The sequence below is a fragment of the Paraburkholderia sp. BGA-UO-ETr-F12 genome (genome assembly GCF_059567945.1).
In genome coordinates, this window is record NZ_JCAQOZ010000057.1 from 16,918 (window position 1) to 37,285 (window position 20,368).

The following is a 20,368-nucleotide window of genomic DNA, read 5'->3' on the forward strand; positions in this document are numbered from 1 at the left end:
CCTGCCTCAGGAGGCGTCGAGCTCACGTCCTTTGGTTTCAGGCAACGTCAACGCGGCGAGAATCACGACGCCATATGCCGCGGCGGCGAATACGCCGATCGCATGGCCGAGCGGCATGGTCTGCGAAACGTAGCCGATCAGGAAAGGAAATGTTGCGCCGACCGCCCGCCCGAAGTTGTAGCAGAACCCCTGACCGGAGCCGCGAATCCGGGTCGGGAACAGTTCGGTGAGGAACGCGCCCATGCCCGAAAAAATGCCGGACGCGCAGAAGCCGAGCGGGAAGCCAAGCACGAGCATGGTGAGGTTATCGAGCGGCAGTTGCGTATAGACCAGCGCGATCGCACACGAAGCCAGCGCGAATGCGATGAACGCGCGCTTGCGGCCGATTTTGTCGCTGACGTAAGCGCCCGTCAGATAGCCGCAGTACGAACCGACGATGACCACGCCCAGATAGCTGCCGGTGCCGATTACGCTCAGATGCCGCTCGGTTTTCAGATACGTCGGCAACCATGTGGTGACGGCGTAATAGCCGCCTTGCACGCCGGTCGCGAGAATGGATGCGCGCAAGGTCGTCCAGACGATATCGCCGCGGAAGATGTCGATCAGCGAAGGGCGCGTCTGTGCGGCGGCTTGCGCTTCTTTCTGCTGCCGATGCACCTCCGGCTCGTCGACGAAGCGGCGGATCCAGATCACGAACGGCGCCGGGGCGATGCCGATCGCGAACAGCACGCGCCAAGCGTATTCGGCCGGTATCCATGAAAACACCGCCATAAACAGCAGCGTCGACAAGCCCCAGCCGATCGCCCAGCCTGCCTGTACCAGGCCGACCGCCTTGCCGCGGTCACGCGGACGGATCACTTCGCCGATCAGTACCGCGCCCGCCGTCCATTCACCGCCGAAGCCGAGCCCCATCAATCCGCGCGCCCATAGCAACTGCGAGAAGTTCTGCGCCAGCGCGCACGCCAGCGTGAACACCGCGAACCAGAGAATCGTGATCTGCAAGGTTTTCACCCGGCCGATGCGATCGGACAGCACGCCGGCCGCCCAGCCGCCGACGGCCGAACTCAACAGCGTGACCGTTCCGATGAGCCCGGCATCGCCGCGTGTGATGCCCCACGTCGCAATCAGCGTCGGGATCACGAAGCTCAGGAATTGCGTGTCCATGGCGTCGAGCACGTAGCCGATCTTGCAGCTCCAGAACGCACGCTTTTCGCCGGCGGAAATCTGCCGATACCATGCGAACGGTCCTTTCCCTGTACCGGGCGCGTCGTAGCGTTCGGCGTCTGCGGTCAATTGCGCTTCGGTTTTCATGCTGGGACTCCGGTCGTGGTCGGTGGCCGCGTCTTGCCGTGCAGCTTGTGGTTAGGACAACTCGAATAACGCCGCGGTTAAAGTATCGCCAGCGTGGTGTTGGGAATGTCGGTGACGAGCATGTGTCCCGGTTTGTGCGCGATCGCAAACGGCAAACGCGCACTTTCTATTGCGGCTTGCGGCGTGACGCCACAGGCCCAGAACACGGGTAGCTCGTCGCTGCGCACTTCGACTGCGTCGCCGAAATCGGGCCGCGCGATGTCACGAATACCGAGCAGCGCAGGATCGCCGATATGCACCGGCGCGCCATGTACCGCGGGAAAGCGGCTGGTGATCTGAATGGCGCGGATCGCGTCGGCGGCTTTCATCGGCCGCATCGAAACCACGCGGTTACCGCCGAACACGCCCGCGGCCACGTTGCGCTCGCGGGTTCGATACATCGGCACATTCACCTGCTGTTCGATATGGCGCAGCGGAATGCCTTCGCGCCGCAGCATTTCCTCGAACGAAAACGAACAGCCGATCGCGAACACCACCAGGTCGTCCCGCCAAAGCTCGTCGAGGCTATGCACTTCCTCGCTGCGCTCGCCGTGGCGATACACATAAAACGCGGGGACGTCGTTGCGTATGTCGAGATCGTCGCCTAGCGACGGTACGCGCCATTGGCCCGGTTCACCGATGCCGAGCAATGGGCAGGCTTTGGGATTGAGCGTGCAGAAGCGCAGGAAATCGTCGGCGTATTGCCTCGGCAGGATGGCGAGGTTGGCTTGTGCATAGTCGCCACAGTAGCCCGCAGTCGGGCCGGACAGGCGGCGATTGCGAATCTGTTGACGAAACTCGGAAGGCGTGTAGGACATGAAAGGCTCGACTCCAGCTAGGTCCGGTTGACTTATGGAATCCAGATTAGTAACGCCAAAAATATCCATCCAGCGAGTTATTCTTGTGTTTTGTTAAATTAAACTTAACAGCACAGGCAGGATTCAGCCGCGATGATCGCGTGCATCAGATCGCTGTTGGGAGAGCTAATGCAATGAATACGCGCTTTGTCGAAACGTTTTTGACGCTCGCCCGTCTAGGCAGCTTTCGCGCGACCGCGGCTGCAATGCATGCGACGCCCGCTGCAATTTCGCTGCGTATCAAAACGCTTGAAGCCGAGTTGGGCGTGGAGCTGATCGAACGCGACGCTGCGGAGTTTCAACTCACGGCGCATGGCGAGCGGTTGCTCGCGCATGCGCGCTCGGTCGTGCAGGCCACGCGTTCGCTGCAACTGGCTGCGCAGGACGAGACCCAGGTGACAAAGCGGCTGCGGCTCGGCGTGGTCGAAACGGTGGTGCACAGCTGGCTGCCGGACTACATCCGGATGCTGAGTGTCGAGTACAACCGCATCGTCGTCGACCTGAGTGTCGACACGAGCGCCGTGCTTGGACCCCGGTTGCGCGCGGGTGAACTGGATCTCGTCATTCAGGTGGAGGAAACCGGTGTGCAGGAAGCGTCGATTGTCTCGACCTTGCTGGCGAGCTATCCCGTGCGCTGGATCGCGCGCAACGATCTGATTCCGGCGAGCCGCGCGAAACATGTGCAGACGATCTTGCAGAAACCCGTACTGACGTTCGGCCGGGGCACCGCGCCGCAAATCGCCGTGGAGGCGATCGTCGAGATGCTGGCGAAGCGCGCCGGCGTGCCGGCAGCGGATACGCAGGTGACCTGCATGCCGTCGGTTGCGGTGATCGTGAAACTGTTGCGCGACGGCTATGGAATCGCGGCGGTGCCGGCTCTGTTTGTCGAGCCTTTCCTGGGCAGCGGCGAACTGGGGCAACTACAGGTGCGTCCGTTGCCGCCGCCGATCGACATTGCGATGTACTACCGCGACGACGCCGACGTCGGTGTGCTGGCGGCGTCGCGTGTTGCGCGCAGCGCATGTGATCAGTATGCGAAGGCGATGGGACGGCAGTTGATCGAGCGGCGGTAATGTGCCGCGAGGCCGAGGCCTGTTCCGCCATGGAAGGTGGCGCTCAAAGCGCGGCGGTGAGGCCGCGTCCTGACGCCGGTTATTGCGCGAGGCGCCGACGCGCCGTAGCGACCAGATTGTCGAACGTGAAGCTGTTCGCGGCAAGCGCGGCGGCGTCGAGAAAATTCTCACGCGTAATGTCCGTCAATACCTGACCCGGCGGCGCTTCGATCAGCACGCGGGCACCCATTTCCTGCATGACGGTGAGCGCGTCGAACCAGCGGACGGTATGGCGCATATTGGTCGCAAGATCGTCGCGAATGGCCTCTGCCGTGTACAGCGGGCGGCCACCGCGATTGCCGATATAGATGCTTTGTGGCGTGTGGAAAGGGACATGTTGTGCGTATGCGACCAGCTCGTCCGTCGCATGCGCGAGCAGTTCGCAATGCGACGGTACGCTTACCGCAAGACGGACGGCTTTGCGAGCGCCCGCGCATAGCGCGCGTTCGATGAAGGCGTCCAGCGCGGCATTCGCGCCGGCCATGACGATCTGACGCGGCGCATTCACGTTGCCGATATAGACCCGTTGATAGCCCGCGTCCACGTGTTGCACGGCGAGTGTTTCGAGTTGGTGCTCGGTCAGACCCGACACCGCTGCGAGGCCGTAGCCGGTCGGGTACGCCGTCTCCATCAATTCGGCGCGTTTTCGTACCATGCGTAACGCGTCATCGAAGCGAATCGCGCCGCAACTGACCGCCGCTGCATAGGCACCCACCGACAAACCGGCGCTGATCTCCGGCGTGAGTTGTGCATCGGCTAGTGCACGCGTGATCGCCACGCCCGCAACGGTCAAGCCGATCTGAACGGCTACGGTTGAGCGCAGTGCGTCCGGTGTGTCGAGAGTGAGTACGTCGGTACCGAGCACCTGCGACGCTTCATCGAGCGTATCGGTCACGGCGTGGTGCTGCGGCAGACGATGCAGAAATCCGTCCGCTTGCGCCCCCTGGCCGGGAAACAGAAGGGCGAGCATCACGCGGCGACGTGAGCGGGCGCCCACGGATCGCTAACCAGTTGAGGGCCGCGCGCATGGCGTGCCATCACACGAGCTTTGCCCGCTGCCCACTCTGTCAGGGCAACGCCGCCCGCGGGCGTTTCAAGTTGCGCGTCCACGCGAATGCCGGCGCATTGTGCGATGGCTTGCAACTGATGCAGCAACTGAATAGCCATGTCGTGCGAGAGTTTCTCCGGCGTGCGGATCAGCAGATCGAGATCGCTCGATAACGTAACGGTGGGTATCTGGGTGGCCAGTTCGAAGCCCGTGCTGCCGGTTGGTCCCCAGACGAATTCAGACAATGCGCCACCGGCCGCCTCGCGTTGCACGACGGCAAGGGCAAGGGCCGTAAAAGCGGGCAACGCATTGCGCGCCGCAAGAGGATTGCGCACGGCTAACGCCTCTGGCACTACGACAGTTTCGATATCGTCCAGATGCACCCACGTGCCGTAACGCTGCGAGCGCTCCATACCGCGCATGCCGATCGCCACGAAGCCGTCCGCGGCCAGCGCGCGTCTCACGACCGCATACGGCGCGCGCTCGAAAGACTCGCGCACCCATGCCGGTTCGTTATCGAAGCGCGGTAAGCGGTGCAGGCGCAGCAGATCATGCGGCCGCCAACGCGCATCGCACGACAGCGCGTCAGCGACTGCAAACGGTGGCCCGGCACAGGCCTGCATTACACAGCGTCCCATTGTTCGGCGAGACGCCGTCGCACTTCGATCGACGCCGCGCGGTTCTTGCGCGCCGCTGCCGATTCGAGCCGGTGCGAAAGATCGCGCTGCCCTTCGCGGGCGCTGCGAATCTGCCCGACGAGCACCTGACGCACCCGTTCGATCTGCGCGGCATCCGGTGCATCGGCGTCGACGTTTTCGATCAGTTGATCGAGCAGGCCAAGTTTGGCAAACGACGTCATCGAGTACGACATCGGCACAATCGTTTCGCCGAGCGCGTCGAGGGCTTCGACGGTGCGCCGCGTGACCCGGGCGGCGGCTTCCTTGCCCATCGCATGGACCATCGTGCCCGGCGCGTCGAGCGCGACGATCCGGTTGGCCTGATAGCCGTGCGCGAGGAACGCGCCGGACATGGCGGGCCCGACGATTAGCGCGATCACCGGATGCCCGGCATCGCGCGCCGTCGCGTACGCATCGACCGCGGCCGCGCATGCGAGGTGAATGCCGAGCATCTCTTCGCGGTAGCCATACGCCTGACTTTTGACATCGACGATCGCGACGATCGGGCGGCGCGTGCCGCTCGTTTCGTCCAGCGCGATGGCCTCGCGTACCGCGCGCGCGAGCTGCCAGCCTTGTTCGAGACCGACGACGTTGTCGGTGGCGCGCGCAAAGCGATTGTCGGGATCGGGAACCACCGCAATGAAGCGCGCGGTCTCGCCGCCGAGCGATGCATCGCTGCTCCATACGGGCGCCTTGCTGGACGGTTCGCCGGCCAGCGCATGGAACCAGCGCGCGCCGCGGCTGAGGGAGGTATCGCTCATGCCTGCTCCTTGCGCGCGTTGTGTTGCGCGGAAGATGGGTTGTACACGTCACGCATCGTTTCGGGTGTCACGCTGGCCGGGTCGGTCCGCGCTAGGCGTTCGAGGAAAATGTCGACCTGTTCGCTGCGGTGCGCGGCTGGCAGGCCGAGCTTGAACGCGGCGTGAACGGCTGCGCGCACGGCGTCAGTAGCGTCGTCGACCAGTTGATCGGCGAGCGCGGTCGCGGCCCTTTGTTCGCCGCCGATCAATTGCCACACGCGGCGCCGGTCGCTCGAGTCGAGTTCTTCGATACCGGCTTCCTGTTCGATGACTTCGGGGCCGTTCATGCCGAGCCGTCCTTGCTTCGTCACGACCAGATACGAGCACAAGGCCGCTGCCAGCGACATGCCGCCAAAGCAACCGACCATCCCCGCGATCACACCGACGACCGGCACATGCCGGCGCAACGCGACGATCGCGGCCTGAATCTCGGCGATTACCGCGAGGCCGAGATTGGCTTCCTGAAGCCGCACACCACCGGTCTCGAACAGCACGACGGGGCGGACGATCTTGCCGCGTTCGCAGTCGCGCAAGGCCATGGTGAGCGCAGCGGCGATCTTGCTGCCTGAGACTTCGCCGATACTGCCGCCCTGGAACGCGGACTCGATCGCGGCGACCACGGCCGGCTCGCCGTCGATGGTGCCGCGCGCAATCACGCAGCCGTCATCCGCCTGGCAGACGACACCTTGCAGCGGCAGCCACGGCGATTCGATCTTGTCGAACGGTCCGAGCAGTTCGCGGAACGTGCCCGCGTCGAGCAGCGCGCGAGCCCGTTCGCGCGCGGGCAGCTCAATGAAGCTGTCGAGCAGCATGGGTGCGGAACGCGCGGTGGCGATTGTGTTCATGCGCCGTCCCCCTGTTCCGCCGCTTCGATGGCTTCGGCGAGCCGCAGTGCTACCACGCCGGGCGTCGCGCCGAAGTCGTTGATTTCGATTTGCGCGGCGCCGTCGTAACGGCTGAAGAAGCGGTCGAGCACGCTCTTCCAGATGTGGCTGTAACCGTCGACGCTGGTGCGCACGACCACATGCGCGCTCAGGGCGGCACCGGTTTCGGCGGGCGACAGCAGGACTTCCAGATCGCCCGAGCCGACTACGCCGACATGCGCGCGGGTCGTGACGGCGCGTTGCGCCGGATAGTCGAAGGTTAGATGTTCCATGCGGTTGAGCTCCCAGCGGCGTCGTGATGCGCCAGCATGTCGAGAAAGAGGGTGGCGGCGAGCAGATCGGCTGCGCCGCCAGGGGACGCGTTGAGCGACAGTAATGCGTGTTCCAACGCCACGAAGGCGGCCTGGCCGTGCGGCGTCGAACTTCCGCCGGCCTCCAGCACACGGTGAGCGCCGTGCTGCGCGGCGTGCAAACCAGGCAAACCCGCGCGATGCAGCAGGCAGGTATCGTCGAGTGAGGCCATGATCGAGAGCAGGGCGTCAATGCGCGCGCCGTTTTCGTCGACACCGTTGGCTCGCGCCGTGTGCAACGCGGGCAAGCCGATCTCGATGACGTGCGGGAAACCGTCTTGTGCCTCGCGGCGCGCACCGCCCACCTGATAGCGCTGCCGCGCCCGTTCGCCGTGACTATCGGTGGGGGCGGCGAAGCGGTCCGGGAAGCACGCAATCTGCGCGGCGAGCGTGCAGATCTTGGGAGCACTCACACGCGTGGCAGTGCTTGACATCGATGCGCCCGCCACCAGCAAGCCGACTATCCAGATTGCGCCGCGATGGGCATTGCTGCCGCGAGTGGCGTCCAACATGTCCCGCTCGCCGGCGCGGCCGATTTGCGCGAGTTCGGCGCGCAACAGCGCCGAAGGTTCGCCCCGCTGGCGAGCTGTGCGTGCCAGCGCCGCGAATGTCGGTTCGAGCGTACGGGCCGAGCGCAGCATGGTAGGCAGATCGAGGTCGCGATGCGCGCCGCTGCCGCGCCGGTCGACCAGTGCGGGCTTCGGCGTAAGCTGCGCTTCTTCGATCAGCGCGGTGACGGCGTAGTGCGCAAGTTGCGTATCGAGTTGGGTATCGGAGCGTGCCGTGCGTGTCTTGACGCCACCGGTCTGTCGGTCAGTCAATGCAGCAGAAAGAGGCATGCATTCAGCTTGCGCTGCCGGCATCGCGCCGGCCTCGCGTTCGAGCAAAGCGGCAGGCGCCATGGTTACCAGCTCCTGAAGCGGGCCGGCGGCGCGTACAGGCCACCCGACCACGTCACCAGATCGTCGATGCTGCGTGCCGCCAGCAGCGAACGCTTCGCTTCGCCGCGCCGAATGCCGAGGTCCTCCGGATACGCGACGATGCCGCGCCGCCGCAACTCCGCCGTTTTTTCCGGTTTCGCGCGCAACCCGATCGGCGTCACACCGGCCACCGCGGCCAGCGCCGCACGCCGCTCGTCGATGCCTTCGGCCTTGTGCAGATACGCGATGCCTTCCTCCGTGACGACATGGCTCACGTCGTCGCCGTAGATCATCACGGGTGCAATCGGCATGCCGCTTTTCGCGCCGACAGCGACCGCGTCGAGTTCATCGACGAAAGTCGGCTCGCCGCCTTTCTTGTACGTTTCGGCCATCTGCACGACCAGCTTCTGCCCGCGCGAGACCGGACCCTGGTTCTTCAGCAGCTTGAGCCAGGCTTCACTCGAATGACGCCGGCCGCGCGGATCGTGGCCCATGTTCGGCGCACCGCCGAAACCGGCAAGACGTCCGCGCGTGACTGTCGATGAATTCGCGTCCGCGTCGATCTGCAAGGTCGAGCCGATAAACAGATCGACGCCGTATTGGCCGGCCAGTTGGCACAGCACGCGGTTCGAGCGCAGGCTGCCGTCGTTGCCCGTGAAAAATACGTCGGGACGCGCCTCGATATACGCCTCCATGCCGACTTCGCTGCCGAAGCAATGAATGCTGTCGACCCAGCCCGATTCGATCGCGGGGATCATGGTGGGATGCGGATTAAGGGTCCAGTTGCGGCAGATTTTGCCCTTCAGACCGAGCGATTCGCCATACGTGGGCAGCAACAGTTCGATCGCCGCGGTATCGAAGCCGATGCCGTGATTCAACGAGCTCACACCGTACGGTTCGTAGATGCCGCGAATCACCATCATCGCGGTGAGCACCTGCAGATCGCCGATATGTCGCGGGTCGCGCGTGAACAGCGGCTCGACCGCGAAGGGCCGATCCGCCTGCACAACCACATCGACCCACGAACCCGGAATATCGACGCGCGGCAGTTCGTCGACGATCTCATTGACCTGCACGATCACGATGCCATGCCGGAACGCGGCGGCTTCGGCAATGGTCGGCGTGTCTTCGGTGTTCGGACCGGTGTACAGGTTGCCGTGACGGTCGGCCTTCTCTGCGCACAGCAAGGCGACGTGCGGCGTGAGGTCGACGAACATGCGTGCGTACAACTCGACGTACGTATAGATCGCGCCGATTTCCAGTTGGCCGTCTTCGAGCAACTGCGCGACGCGCAAACTCTGCGGCCCGGCAAACGAGAAATCGACCTTGTGCGTGATACCGCGTTCGAACAGTGTCAGATGCTCAGGACGACTGATGCTCGAAATCAGCAGATGCACGTCGTGGATCTTTTGCGGATCGACCTTGGCAAACGAGCGGGACAGGAAGTCGGCCTGTTTCTGGTTGTCGCCTTCGAGTGCGACGCGGTCGCCAGGTTGAATCAGTGTTTCGAGTGCATCGACGATGCGGTTGGTCGGCAAGATGCCGTCTTCCAGCCACGGTGCAATGGCCGCGAGGCGACGGTTCTTTTCGTCGCGGCGGGTCGTCCAGGAGCGCGCGGCGACGGACGCTTCAGTGGCTTCGGCGGGGTGGTTCATCGGCGGATTCAGCTCCCGGTGACGGTGCGCGTGCGTCTGGCGCGCGGCTTGGGTTGATTCGCAAGCGCGGCTTCCGCTTGCGCGCGTTCGGTCAGAAAACGATGGAGCAGCTCGCCGGTGCCTAGCAGATGCGCGACAACCAGCGACTGTGCTGCAGGGATATCGCGGCGCTGAACCGCATCGAGCAGGGCGGCGTGTTCATGGTCCGATTCGCCCTTGTACGACGGCAAGCCGAACTTCAGGCGCAAATACCTTTCGCCGCGCCGATGCAGGGTGCCGATCATATCCTCGAGTTGCGGACGGGTGGCGGGCGCATACAGGCTCATATGAAAGGCCACATTACGCGCGACATACAGCGACGGGTCCGGCTCGCGCTCAGCGGCGCGGCACAGCGTGGCGGATTCGCGCAGCGTGGCGGCGGTGTGATTCGGAATCGCGAGACCAATCGCGAGGCTCTCCAGCGCGGAACGGATCTCATAGATTTCGCGTGCTTCGTCCGCCGATAAAGGGGCGACGCTCGCGCCTTTGTGCACCGCGGTTCTCGCCCAGCCTTCGCTTTCGAGCTGGCGCAGGGCTTCGCGCACGGGAATTGCGCTGACTGAGAAGTGCCGGGCGATGGCGTCCTGGCGCAATGGCGCACCAGGCGCCAGTGTGCCGTCGACAATCGCCGCGCGCAGCGCCTCCGCGATCACGTGGGACATGCTCTCGCGGGGCGCCGCCACAGGCAGAAGCGGGCTGCGCGCCGGGCCGTCCAGGGGAAAACCATCTGTTGCGTCGTTCATGATATCAAATATTATATATGAAATTGAGCTTGTAACAGGTGGGCAAACCCGGAAAGTTTTTGAGCGCCAAAGGACTGCGATGCGCTTCGCGCGTTGTGCCTCTCAACGTTATACGAGGCGCATCGAGTGACCGGCAAGCATGCCATCCGTCGTTTCCTTTATGTCAGACACGTACGTCAACCGCAGGGCTGGAGGAGCATGATGAATTCACTCACCGACCGCACGTCGGTCGCGCGGCGCCGTACGCCGCTCAATCGTTCGCAGATCGCGGGGTTTTGGGGGGCGTGGGCCGGCTGGACGCTCGACGGGATGGATTCGTTCATCTACGCACTTGTGTTGACGCCGGCGCTGACCGAACTGCTGCCGCGCTCGGGCTATGCGGCAACGCCCGCGAATGTCGGCCTCGCCGGTTCGATTCTGTTCGCGCTGTTTCTGGTCGGCTGGGGGCTGTCTTTTATCTGGGGGCCGCTGGCGGACCGCTTCGGCCGGACCAAGGTGCTGGCGGCCACCATCTTCACCTTCGCCATTTTCACGGGTCTTGCCGCGACGTCGCACAACGTCTGGGAACTCGCCATCTATCGCTTCATTGCCGGAGTCGGGATCGGCGGCGAGTGGGCGCTGGCCGGTACGTATGTGGCCGAGGCGTGGCCGGAAGATCGCCGCAAGATGGGCGCCGGGTATCTGCAAACGGGCTACTACGCGGGGTTCTTTCTGGCGGCTGCGCTCAACTACACGATCGGCGTGCATTTCGGCTGGCGCGCGATGTTCCTGACCGGCGCGGTGCCGGTCGTGGTCGCGATTCTGGTGCTGCTGCGGGTGAAGGAATCGGAGAAGTGGCAGAAGGCCGAGGAGCGCGTCGTGCGTGCCAAGCCGCTGCGCGAAATCCTCGGGCCGACGTATCGGCGCCGCACTTGGGTTGCATGCATTCTGTTGACGATCGCGATCGTCGGTTTGTGGGCGGGTGCGGTCTACGAGCCATCGGCCGTGATTCAACTGGCCACCAAGGCCGGTATGACGAAGAACGATGCAATCAGGACAGCCTCGCTGGCAACCGGCTTGTTGTCGATTGCGACGATTCTCGGTTGTCTCGCGTTGCCGCCGCTCGCGGAACGGATTGGGCGCAAGAAGACGCTGGCGGTTTACTTCGCCGGCATGGCGGTGGCGATTGCCGGCAGTTTCGGCTGGGCATTCTATCTGCCGAATGGACTTGCGCCGTTTATCGCGTGGCTCTTTGTACTGGGCTTCTTCGGCGGCAATTTTGCGCTGTTCAGCCTGTGGTTGCCGGAGCAGTTCGAGACCCGCGTCCGGGCCACCGCGTTCGCGTTCTGCACTTCGTTCGGCCGGTTTATCGGGGCGGGCGTCAACTTTCTGCTCGGCGCAGCGGTGCTGCACATGCATACGCTCGGTGTGCCGGTCGCGCTCACGGCGCTGGCGTTTATTGCTGGTCTGTTCGTGATTCCGTTTGCGCCGGAGACTAAAGGCGAGGTACTGCCGCAGTGATGCTGGACGAAAAAAACCGGGCGCGCTGCCCGGTTTTTCGTTTAACCCATCAGCGCATCGCAGCGCTCACATATGCCACCTTGCCGACACCGTCAGCGTGCGCGGCGCACCCGGCATGTTGTACATATCCGCGTTACCGTGCGCCGCGATGAAGTACTTGCGGTCGAACAGGTTATCCAGCGTCAACGCCACGTCGACGTTCTTGCCGTGATATCCCGCGCCGAGATCGAAGGTCACGAAAGAAGGCAACGTGACAGCGTCGCTGGCCGACGTATAGCGCGCCGACTGGAATTGCGCACCGCCGGCCGCGTAGAACCCGTACTTCAGATCGCGCTTGATCCACACGCTCGCGCTATGACGCGGCATCAGGCCCGGCGTATTGTTGTGCAGCACCAGCCCGGCTGAACTCGCTTGCGGCGAGCCGTCGACGTTGCCGTTCAGATACGCATAGCCCGCGTACACCGACCACTTCGGCGCGATCTCACCGGTGGTGGACAGTTCCAGTCCGCGCACGTGTTGCGTGCCGATCGGCAGAGCGTAAGTCGGGTTGGACGGATCGGCGATCTGCTGATTGGTCTGCTTCATATCGAACAGCGCGATGCTCGCGCTCGCGCGGCCCAGATCGAACTTCGAGCCGACTTCGAAGCTGGTGGTCTTCTGCGGCGCCAGCGCGGAGCCGTTCGCGAACGCGCCGCTGCTGATCAACGTATCGGCAAGCGGAGAGAACGACTGACTATACGACGCGTACAGCGACACCCAATCGAGCGGCTCGTAAATCAGACCGACACGCGGGCTCCACGCCCGATCCGTGCGATCCAGATTCACGTGCGCCGACGTGTAGTCGTTGCGGGTTTGCGTCAGATAGTCGAAGCGCAGGCCGGCAAGAATCTTCCAATGCTCCGTCAGCGAGATCAGATCTTGCGCGTAGACGCCGGCGAGTCCCAGCACGGTGGCCGCATTCGTCTTTGCCGCCGTGCCCGGCTTAACGCCCGGCAAGTCGATGAGTTGCGGATCGTACAGGTTGTAGGTGGCGACCTTATTGGTCGAGTAGATGGTGTCGAATTTTTGCTGTTGCGACAGCTCGACGCCGTACAGCAGTTCGTGTTTCATGCCGAACAGCGTGGTTTTTTGCGTCAACTCGAAGAGTCCGTCCACGCCATGGTCCTGGCGAAAGCGGGTACTTTGATCGAGTGTGACGACCGGGTTCTGCGCAGTCTTGATCGGCTCATACGTCACGTAGTTTTTGCGTTCGAGCGAGAAGTCGTACGCGCGCACGGCCGTGTGCAGCGACAGCGAATCGTTGAAGCGGTGATCGAGCGACACGGTCGCGCTCTTCGCATCCACGTCGTTATAAGACGTGTTCGCCGCGTTGGCCGAGCCGTAGTACGTGTTGATCGGCACATTGACCGGGCGGCCGAGATAGGCGGGCAGACCTTGATCCGAAGTGCGGCGGTCGTGCAGATAATCGGCTTCGATATTGACGATAGTGTCCTTATCGATGCGCAATTGCGCGGACGGCGCCACCGCCTGGCGATTCAACTGGAACTGGTCGCGAAAGCTATTCGAGTTTTCGGCGGCGCCGGTAATGCGAAAACGCGCGGCGTCGTTCGCATTCCAGCCGAGATCGAATTCGCCGCGCCGTTCGCCTTCGGTGCCGAGCGTTACGCCTACCGCCTGCTGGGGATTGGCCGTCGGTTTTTTCAGCACGCGGTTGATCAGGCCGCCGGCCGAGCCGCGTCCATAGAGCACGGCTGCGGGACCCTTCAGCACGTCGACCCGTTCGACGTTCGACAGATCGCGATAGTAGAGCGCGTCGTCGCGAATACCGTCGACGTACTGATCGGTGATGTTGTTGAAGCCGCGCAAGGTAACCTGGTCGCGCTGACCGTCGCCGACCGAAAAGCCGATGCCCGGCACGTTGCGCAACGCGTCCTGCAGCGAAGTCGCGTTCTGTTCGTCGAGCAGCGCGCGCGGCACGACGTTGACCGTTTGCGGCACGTCCATCAGCGACATGTTCATCTTCGTCGCGGTGTTCGAGGTGCTCGAGTCGTAAGAGCGATCGGCCGCGGCCTGGACGGCGATGGCGGGCAGCGTGTTGTCGGGCGCGCCGGTGCCGGGTGTGGCTTGCTGCGCCAGCAAAGGTTTGGCGCTGGCGAGAGAAGTGGCGAGCAGTAGTGCGCGATACGTATTCTTTTTGACGTTCATGGCAACGTTGTTCGAGCGTGGATCGGTGGTGTTATTGGTTTTCGGGTGCAGCAAAAGCGGTCATGCAAAAGCGCCAGGCGGGTGCGAGGAGGATGCAAGCTGGCGCGCACGATCAGGCAGAAATTGTGTGGTCGGTCAGGCGGGACGAAGTGATGAATTCCCCTGTTGGCTTCGAACGAGTCCGAAATTGAAACGGCCGGGGCGCCGTGCGTCAGTGCGCGAAATGCACGGACGTGACATCGGCTGCCTCGGAATGGCATGTCGATGTGGGGAACGGGAGGTACAGCGAAAACCGGATCAATGCCCGGCCTGTAATATTCAGAAATTATAAACGAGAACTATTCGCGATTGTGCGAATTGAATGGAGAATGCGGGTTTTTTGCAGGGATCTTTTCGACGAAATGAAAGCTGAGGTGATGCGCGAGCCGCCGCCGTGGCGGCGAGGCGGCAAGCGGCGGGCGACTACTCAGTAAGCACCGTCCGCCGCTCAACGATCCACCGTCAATCCGCGTGATGCCGCATACGTCCGCCGGGCCGCAGCATCGACAGCAGCGGCCAGCCCAGATTCACGCCGAGGCTGGCGATCACGATCAAGGCCATGCCCGCGAGTTGCGGCAGCGAGAGCGCCCGCCCATACACAACGGCATCGACCACGATCGCGGTCAGTGGATAGACGAACAGCAGCACGGCGATGATGGGCGTGGTCAGCTTCGGCAGCGCGCCGTAGATCAGCACGTACGAGAGCCCCGTATGCAGCACGCCCATGCCGACCAGCCAGAACCATTGCATCGGCCCGATATGCACGGCAGTGAGGGGCGCAATGAACGGCAGGCACACCACGCCCACCGCGCATTGCGCGAGCGTCAGCAGATGCGGGCGCAGATTGCCGAGCCCTTTGGCGATCAGCGTGACGCTCGCGTACAGCACCGAGCCCACCAATGCCTCGCCGATGCCGATCAGATAGCTGGCGTGTCCCTGCAGATTCCCGCTCGCCGCAACGCCCGAGGCCAGCACTAGCCCGACGAAGGCCGTCGCGATCCAGCCGAGCCGGTCGGCGCCGAGGCGTTCATGGAACAGTGCCGCGCCCATCAACACGACCCAGAACGGCTGCACGTGAAACACCACCGTCGCCACCGCAATGCCGGTGCGATGAATCGCGTCGAAGAAACCGACCCATTGCGTGACCATCAGGACGCCGGAGATCAGTGCGAGCGCGACGGTGCGCCGGGTGAAATGCGCACGCGTGAAGAAGCCTTTCCACGCGCAATACGCGGCGAGCGAGAGGAAGCCGAACAGGCAGCGAAAGAACACCAGCGTCAGCGCGCCGAGCCGCGCTTCCTCGACGAAAATGCCGAGCGTGCCCATCAGAAGGCCGCCACTGGCCAGCGTAATGGCGCCTTGCTGACGTTGGGTGAGGGACATGCGAAACCGCTCCTTAAGGTGGGGTCGCGTAGGTGGAGTCACATAAGGGAGTCCAAGTATTGCGCGGCTTGCCTTGCGTCGACAAACGAATTAAATTGAGAAATTCCATAAGCTGGATTGATAAATCATGCACCCCGAATTCGACGTCGATTTGCTGCGCACCTTCGTCGCGGTGGTGGAAACGGGCAGCTTCACGAAGGCATCGACCACCGTGCACCGTTCGCAGGCGGCGGTCAGTATGCAGATCAAGCGGCTCGAAACCATGCTGGGCACCACGCTGTTCGCCCGCAACACGCGCAATCTCTCACTCACCCGGCCGGGCAATACCTTGCTCGAATACGCCCGGCGTGTGCTGGCGTTGCACGAGGAGGCGTGGTCGGCAATCGTGCGGCCCGAAGTGACCGGGCGCGTGGTGCTCGGCGCGCCGGACGATTACGTGTCGTCACTGCTCTCGCCGGTGTTGCGGCGCTTTTCGAATCTGTATCCGCATGTGGAGATCGAGATCGTCTGCGCGCAGAGCACATCGCTCGCGCCGATGCTGGCCGATAACAAGATCGATCTCGCGTTCGTCACGCGCGACCGCAAACTGCGCGGCGAATTCGTGCGCAGCGAGCCGATGGTATGGGTGGGGGCGTCGCTCGATACGCCGGTGCTGGCGGCGTCGCCGTTGCCGGTCGGGCTTTATGAGCCGGGCTGTGTGGCGCGCCAGCATACGCTGGCGGCGCTCGACGGTGCGCGGATCCGCTATCGGGCGGCGTTTAGCAGTGCAAGCTTGATGGGTTTGGTGGCGACCGTGGATGCGGGGCTGTCGGTGATCGCGCTTACGCGTTGCAGCGTGCCGTCGCGGCTCGCGATACTCGGTGAAGCGCAAGGCTTGCCGAAGATTGCGCCGCTGGAAATCGTGGTGGCGCGCAGCGCCAAATCGGATCGGCCGACGTGCGATTATCTGGCCGCGCAGATGGTGCAGGATTTGTCGCTGCGTCCGCAAGCGGCAATGCGGGGAGCGGCTGCATGAGCGACTGACCCGCTCGCGCCGCTCAAACCCGCGGATAAGCGGTCACCGCGCCATCCACGGCAAGCCGCACGTTTTCGCCTGGCTGCGGCGACAGATACCCCGGCACACGAGCGCGCACCATCGTCTGCGCGCCGGACCGCAATTGCAGCGCGACGCCCGCGTCCTGCCCCTGAAAAATCACCTCGCGCACCACGGCGGCATACGACGGCGCGCCATCCGGCATGGTTTCTTCGGCACGCAACAGACGAATCTGTTCAGGCCGGACCATGACGTCGACCGCGCCGTTGCCCATCGGCTCGCACAACGGCAAATCGCCAAGTTCGCAGTTGACGCGATCCTGCCTGACCGTGCCCGGCAACAGCACCGCTTCACCGACGAAGGAAGCAAGCTCGCGCGTCACCGGCCTGCGGTACAGCGTCTCCGGCGTCGCGGTCTGGATCAGCCGGCCGTTCCACAGCACCGCGACCTCGTGGCCGAGCGACAACGCCTCCGATTGATCGTGCGTGACGAGCACGGCGGTCGCACCGGCTGCGGCCAACGCGCTGGCCACCGCCTGGCGCGTTTCGAGCCGCAAAGCCGCATCGAGCGATGAAAATGGCTCGTCGAGCATCACCAGGGTCGGCGACGGCGCCAGCGCGCGGGCCAGCGCGACACGCTGTTGCTGGCCGCCTGACAACTGCTGCGGCGCGCGTTCGGCGAAGTTCGCCGGCAAGCCGACCAGTTCCAGCAACTCGGCCACACGATGCCGCGCGCGGCGCTGCGTGCGCGGCAGGCCGAAGACGATGTTGTCCGCTACGGAAAGATGCGGAAACAGCGCGCCCTCCTGCGGCACATAGCCGATGCGGCGCTGTTCGGAAGGCACATGCAGGTTGTCGCCGACGACGCGGCGGCCGTCGATTTCGACGCTGCCGCCATCCGCGCGTTCGAAGCCGCACAGAAGGCGCAGCAAGGTGGTCTTGCCGCTGCCGGACGGTCCGAGCAGCGCGAGCAGCGTGCCGCGCTCGACGGAGAGATCGATGCCGTGCAGCACCGCATGGCCGTCGAACGATTTTTGCAGTCCGCGGATACGAAGTTCGCTCATGAAAATCCGATGGAAAAAGCGGGCGAGAGCGCGCGAAGTTTAGCTACGTTCGCCGAGCAGCGCCGATTTGCCGAGCAACGCGAACAGGAGGCCGGAGGCGAACAGCGAAATGCCGGTGAGCAGCGCCGCATAGGGCGCCGCGGCGGCGAACGCCATGGTCGAGGTGTCGGCCCAGACCTGAGTCGCGAGGGTTTGCGTGTCGATCGGCGAGAGCAGCAGGGTGGCATTCAATTCGGTGACGACGGAGATGAACACCATTGCCGCTGCCGCGCCGAGTCCGGGACCCGCCAGCGGCAACACCACGCGCAACAGCGTCTGCGTCCAGCTCAAGCCGAGCGCGCGAGCGGTTTCCTCAAGGCGCGGCTGCGCCTGCATGAAGGCGGCCCGCACGCTCACCAGCGCGATCGGCATGAACAGCATCGCGTAGGCGATCACCAGCAGCGTCGCGCTTTGATAAAGCGGTTGCAGCGCATGCACCGCGAGCGACACGATCGCCAGTGCGATCACCAGTCCCGGGATGCCTTGCGCGAGAAACACGGTGCGTTCGAACAGCGTCGCGAAGCGGGTCGGATAACGCACCAGCAGGAAGGCGAGCGGCACGACCAGCAGCGTGGTCAGCAGGGCGGCAGCGAGTCCGAAGCCGAGCGAGGAGATCGTTGCGTTGAATAGCAGTTCGGGCGACACGTCGGCCGGTGTGACGGCAGCCGCGCCTGGTTGCGTGAGCCAGTAACCGATCATGCCGAGCGGCACGCCGAGCGTGGTGATCGCCAGCGCGGCGAAGCCGGCGACGACGATCCAGCGCCATGCGCCGAGGTCGTAGCGCAAGACCGCGCGACGTGTACCGCGATCGACGCGTTCATAACGCGCCGCGCCGCGTACCCGAAACTCGAATGCCAGCACGACGAGGCAGATCACGATCAGCAGGCACGCGAGCAGCGAAGCGCCGCCGCCGTCGAAACTGGTGCGGAATTCCGCGTAGATTTGCGTCGTGAAAGTGTGAAAGCGCAGCAGCGTGAACGCACCGAATTCAGACAGCACGCCGAGCGCGACCAGCAGCATGCCGCCGAGCAGCGCCGGACGCAGTTGCGGCAGCACGACGCGCAGGAATGTGGTCCAGCGATTGCAGCCGAGCGCTCGCGCACTTTCTTCCAGCGCTGGATCCATGCTGCGCAACGCGGCGGCCACGGGCAGGTAGACGAGCGGGAAATAGGCCGAGCTCAGCACCAGCAGCGCGCCGTTGAAGTCCTGCAAATCCTGACTCAGCGACACCCATGCATAGCTCGAAATGAAGGCGGGCATGGCGAGCGGCGCGGCGGCGAGCACGGCCCAGATGCGCCGCCCCGGCAGATGCGTGCGTTCGACAAACCACGCGGCCGCCGTGCCGACGACGGCGCAGACGAGTGTGGCCGACACGGTGATCAGCAGTGTGTTGATCAGCAGTTCGCCGACCAGCGGCCGGAAGATCAGATCGACCGCTTCAGCGAGACCGAAGCTCGCCGCGCGCCAGAAGGTAAACGCAATCGGCAGCAGCACCAGCAAAGCGCTGAGTGCCGCCGCCGCGAACAACCCGCGCGGCGCGCGCAAACGGGCGCGCGCCGGGGCGGGGGTGACAGCCGGAGGGCCGGCTGATACGGCATCGCTCATTTACAGCAAACCTGCCTGGCGCAGCAGCTTGCCGGCCTGGCTGTCGTCGCCGAGTTGCTGGATGGTCAGCGCCGGCGGGTTCAGTTCAGCGAACGGCTTGAGGATCGGGTCCGACGCCACGCCTGCGCGCAGCGGATACTCGAACATGACGTGGCTGTTCGCCATCAACTGCTGGGCGCGCTCGCTAACCAGGTAGGCCAGAAACTTCTGTGCGCCGTCGGCGTTGTGAGCCGACTTCAGTACCGCCGCGCCCGACACGTTCACCGTCGCGCCGGCATCGCCGTTGCCGAAGTGATAGATCGCGCTGCGGGTCTTCGCATCGCCGATTTCGGCGTGCAGACGCGCCCAGTAGTAGTTGTTGATCAGACCGGTTGCAACGCCGCCGCGATTGACGGCGGCCACCACGCCTTCGTCGTCGTCGAAAATCTGCGCGTTGGCTTTCAGACCCTTCAGCCATGCGACGGTTTGCGCTTCGCCCTTCAGGGCAAGTACCGCGCTCACCAGCGGCAGGAAGTCGCCGTCGCTAGGCGCAATGCCGACTTTGCCTTTCCATTCCGGCTTGGCCAGATCGAACAGCGACTGCGGCAGTTGCGACGGTTGCAGCTTGGTGGTGTTGTAGGCCAGCACGTTTTCGCGCGCGGTCACGCCCACCCATGCACCGGTCGGCGAGCTGAAGCGCGCCGGCACGGTGGCGAGCGTCGAGCTGTCCACCTTGCTCAGCAGGCCTTTCTCTTCGAGCAGCATCAACTCGGGCGAGTTTTCCGTGAAATACACGTCGGCGGGCGTCGCTGCGCCTTCCGCGACGATTTGCGCCGCCATTGCGGGGCCTTCGCCATTACGGATCTTCACCGAAATGCCGGACTGCTTTTCGAAGTCCTTGGCGAGCAGATTGACGACCTGTTCGTGCTGCGCGTTGTACAGCGTGATCGACGCGGCGTGGGCCGCCGAGGGTACGGTTGCGAACGCGGCCAGCGTGAGGGCGGCAGCGCTGCTGAGGAGGCGCAGGCGGGTGCCAAACCAGGAATGAGCCATGATCCTAAAATCCGTTAGTGATGTTGTTGGTCTT

At 64.0% G+C, this 20,368-nt stretch carries 18 protein-coding genes; 3 read left to right on the forward strand and 15 right to left on the reverse strand.

Translation table 11 applies throughout. From position 1 onward, the window contains the following. Positions 1-6: 6 nt before the first annotated feature. Both AC57B6_RS26850 and AC57B6_RS26855 read right to left on the reverse strand, forming a co-directional pair. Positions 7-1,311, reverse strand: coding sequence for an MFS transporter (locus AC57B6_RS26850; RefSeq protein WP_216751669.1), 1,305 nt, complete (start codon positions 1,309-1,311; stop codon positions 7-9). 77 nt (positions 1,312-1,388) lie between these two features. Beyond that, positions 1,389-2,168, reverse strand: coding sequence for a putative hydro-lyase (locus tag AC57B6_RS26855; RefSeq protein WP_028197408.1), 780 nt, complete (start codon positions 2,166-2,168; stop codon positions 1,389-1,391). Between the two features lie 173 nt (positions 2,169-2,341). Between AC57B6_RS26855 and AC57B6_RS26860 the strand changes: the two genes are divergently transcribed. Next, complete coding sequence (locus AC57B6_RS26860; RefSeq protein ID WP_496422457.1) at positions 2,342-3,280, forward strand: LysR family transcriptional regulator; 939 nt, start codon at positions 2,342-2,344, stop codon at positions 3,278-3,280. Positions 3,281-3,359: 79 nt separating this feature from the next. Here AC57B6_RS26860 and mdcH read toward each other — a convergent pair whose 3' ends face one another. Genes mdcH through AC57B6_RS26900 form a run of 8 tightly spaced genes read right to left on the reverse strand, consistent with a single transcriptional unit; the run spans position 3,360 to position 10,435 of the window. Then, a complete protein-coding gene (gene mdcH / locus AC57B6_RS26865; protein ID WP_496422532.1) occupies positions 3,360-4,289 on the reverse strand; it encodes a malonate decarboxylase subunit epsilon in 930 nt (309 codons plus the stop codon). Next, positions 4,289-4,990 (reverse strand): malonate decarboxylase holo-ACP synthase, encoded by a 702-nt coding sequence (locus tag AC57B6_RS26870; protein WP_496422533.1) that lies wholly within the window; start codon positions 4,988-4,990, stop codon positions 4,289-4,291. Before AC57B6_RS26870 ends, mdcH begins: the two co-directional genes overlap by 1 nt. Further along, positions 4,990-5,805, reverse strand: a complete 816-nt coding sequence (gene mdcE / locus AC57B6_RS26875) for a biotin-independent malonate decarboxylase subunit gamma (RefSeq protein WP_106353322.1) — start codon at positions 5,803-5,805, stop codon at positions 4,990-4,992. Before mdcE ends, AC57B6_RS26870 begins: the two co-directional genes overlap by 1 nt. Further along, entirely contained in the window at positions 5,802-6,689 is an 888-nt protein-coding gene (locus tag AC57B6_RS26880) for a biotin-independent malonate decarboxylase subunit beta (RefSeq protein WP_252890064.1), read from the reverse strand. The genes mdcE and AC57B6_RS26880 overlap by 4 nt, the downstream gene beginning before the upstream one ends. Further along, entirely contained in the window at positions 6,686-7,000 is a 315-nt protein-coding gene (locus AC57B6_RS26885) for a malonate decarboxylase subunit delta (protein WP_028197402.1), read from the reverse strand. The genes AC57B6_RS26880 and AC57B6_RS26885 overlap by 4 nt, the downstream gene beginning before the upstream one ends. Continuing rightward, positions 6,988-7,980, reverse strand: a complete 993-nt coding sequence (locus AC57B6_RS26890) for a triphosphoribosyl-dephospho-CoA synthase (protein ID WP_496422458.1) — start codon at positions 7,978-7,980, stop codon at positions 6,988-6,990. The genes AC57B6_RS26885 and AC57B6_RS26890 overlap by 13 nt, the downstream gene beginning before the upstream one ends. A 2-nt stretch (positions 7,981-7,982) precedes the next feature. Continuing rightward, positions 7,983-9,653 carry a malonate decarboxylase subunit alpha gene (gene mdcA, locus AC57B6_RS26895; protein WP_491564667.1) on the reverse strand — a complete coding sequence of 557 codons (1,671 nt, stop codon included), beginning with the start codon at positions 9,651-9,653 and terminating at the stop codon, positions 7,983-7,985. Between the two features lie 8 nt (positions 9,654-9,661). Continuing rightward, positions 9,662-10,435: a GntR family transcriptional regulator gene (locus tag AC57B6_RS26900; RefSeq protein ID WP_106353317.1), complete on the reverse strand. Its 774-nt coding sequence runs from the start codon at positions 10,433-10,435 to the stop codon at positions 9,662-9,664. A 201-nt stretch (positions 10,436-10,636) separates the two neighbouring features. Between AC57B6_RS26900 and AC57B6_RS26905 the strand changes: the two genes are divergently transcribed. After that, positions 10,637-11,935 carry an MFS transporter gene (locus AC57B6_RS26905; RefSeq protein WP_028197398.1) on the forward strand — a complete coding sequence of 433 codons (1,299 nt, stop codon included), beginning with the start codon at positions 10,637-10,639 and terminating at the stop codon, positions 11,933-11,935. 66 nt (positions 11,936-12,001) lie between these two features. Here the strand turns inward: AC57B6_RS26905 and AC57B6_RS26910 are convergent, their stop codons facing one another. Beyond that, positions 12,002-14,140, reverse strand: a complete 2,139-nt coding sequence (locus AC57B6_RS26910; protein WP_030100874.1) for a TonB-dependent receptor — start codon at positions 14,138-14,140, stop codon at positions 12,002-12,004. A 501-nt stretch (positions 14,141-14,641) separates the two neighbouring features. After that, the gene (locus AC57B6_RS26915; RefSeq protein WP_178370145.1) at positions 14,642-15,562 is read right to left on the reverse strand and encodes a DMT family transporter; all 921 of its coding nucleotides are present in this window, start codon (positions 15,560-15,562) and stop codon (positions 14,642-14,644) included. A gap of 127 nt (positions 15,563-15,689) precedes the next feature. Here AC57B6_RS26915 and AC57B6_RS26920 point away from each other — a divergent pair, with 127 nt between their 5' ends. Next, entirely contained in the window at positions 15,690-16,577 is an 888-nt protein-coding gene (locus AC57B6_RS26920; protein WP_496422459.1) for a LysR family transcriptional regulator, read from the forward strand. Positions 16,578-16,599: 22 nt separating this feature from the next. On the opposite strand, the gene AC57B6_RS26925 is transcribed toward AC57B6_RS26920, so the two are convergent. Genes AC57B6_RS26925 through AC57B6_RS26935 form a run of 3 tightly spaced genes read right to left on the reverse strand, consistent with a single transcriptional unit; the run spans position 16,600 to position 20,334 of the window. Further along, positions 16,600-17,658, reverse strand: a complete 1,059-nt coding sequence (locus tag AC57B6_RS26925) for an ABC transporter ATP-binding protein (RefSeq protein ID WP_496422460.1) — start codon at positions 17,656-17,658, stop codon at positions 16,600-16,602. Positions 17,659-17,697: 39 nt separating this feature from the next. Next, positions 17,698-19,302, reverse strand: coding sequence for an ABC transporter permease (locus AC57B6_RS26930; protein WP_496422461.1), 1,605 nt, complete (start codon positions 19,300-19,302; stop codon positions 17,698-17,700). Further along, positions 19,303-20,334 carry an iron ABC transporter substrate-binding protein gene (locus tag AC57B6_RS26935; protein ID WP_028197392.1) on the reverse strand — a complete coding sequence of 344 codons (1,032 nt, stop codon included), beginning with the start codon at positions 20,332-20,334 and terminating at the stop codon, positions 19,303-19,305. It abuts the gene before it with no gap. Positions 20,335-20,368: the final 34 nt, after the last annotated feature.

Bases quoted from the DNA above. Each gene is read 5' to 3' on its own strand.
- mdcE (WP_106353322.1), bottom strand. From the start codon at position 5,805: ATGAGCGATACCTCCCTCAGCCGCGGCGCGCGCTGGTTCCATGCGCTG.
- AC57B6_RS26885 (WP_028197402.1), bottom strand. From the start codon at position 7,000: ATGGAACATCTAACCTTCGACTATCCGGCGCAACGCGCCGTCACGACC.
- AC57B6_RS26915 (WP_178370145.1), bottom strand. From the start codon at position 15,562: ATGTCCCTCACCCAACGTCAGCAAGGCGCCATTACGCTGGCCAGTGGC.
- AC57B6_RS26910 (WP_030100874.1), bottom strand. From the start codon at position 14,140: ATGAACGTCAAAAAGAATACGTATCGCGCACTACTGCTCGCCACTTCT.
- AC57B6_RS26880 (WP_252890064.1), bottom strand. From the start codon at position 6,689: ATGAACACAATCGCCACCGCGCGTTCCGCACCCATGCTGCTCGACAGC.
- AC57B6_RS26850 (WP_216751669.1), bottom strand. From the start codon at position 1,311: ATGAAAACCGAAGCGCAATTGACCGCAGACGCCGAACGCTACGACGCG.
- AC57B6_RS26930 (WP_496422461.1), bottom strand. From the start codon at position 19,302: ATGAGCGATGCCGTATCAGCCGGCCCTCCGGCTGTCACCCCCGCCCCG.
- AC57B6_RS26870 (WP_496422533.1), bottom strand. From the start codon at position 4,990: ATGCAGGCCTGTGCCGGGCCACCGTTTGCAGTCGCTGACGCGCTGTCG.
- mdcH (WP_496422532.1), bottom strand. From the start codon at position 4,289: ATGCTCGCCCTTCTGTTTCCCGGCCAGGGGGCGCAAGCGGACGGATTT.
- mdcA (WP_491564667.1), bottom strand. From the start codon at position 9,653: ATGAACCACCCCGCCGAAGCCACTGAAGCGTCCGTCGCCGCGCGCTCC.
- AC57B6_RS26920 (WP_496422459.1), top strand. From the start codon at position 15,690: ATGCACCCCGAATTCGACGTCGATTTGCTGCGCACCTTCGTCGCGGTG.
- AC57B6_RS26925 (WP_496422460.1), bottom strand. From the start codon at position 17,658: ATGAGCGAACTTCGTATCCGCGGACTGCAAAAATCGTTCGACGGCCAT.
- AC57B6_RS26935 (WP_028197392.1), bottom strand. From the start codon at position 20,334: ATGGCTCATTCCTGGTTTGGCACCCGCCTGCGCCTCCTCAGCAGCGCT.
- AC57B6_RS26860 (WP_496422457.1), top strand. From the start codon at position 2,342: ATGAATACGCGCTTTGTCGAAACGTTTTTGACGCTCGCCCGTCTAGGC.
- AC57B6_RS26905 (WP_028197398.1), top strand. From the start codon at position 10,637: ATGAATTCACTCACCGACCGCACGTCGGTCGCGCGGCGCCGTACGCCG.
- AC57B6_RS26900 (WP_106353317.1), bottom strand. From the start codon at position 10,435: ATGAACGACGCAACAGATGGTTTTCCCCTGGACGGCCCGGCGCGCAGC.
- AC57B6_RS26890 (WP_496422458.1), bottom strand. From the start codon at position 7,980: ATGGCGCCTGCCGCTTTGCTCGAACGCGAGGCCGGCGCGATGCCGGCA.
- AC57B6_RS26855 (WP_028197408.1), bottom strand. From the start codon at position 2,168: ATGTCCTACACGCCTTCCGAGTTTCGTCAACAGATTCGCAATCGCCGC.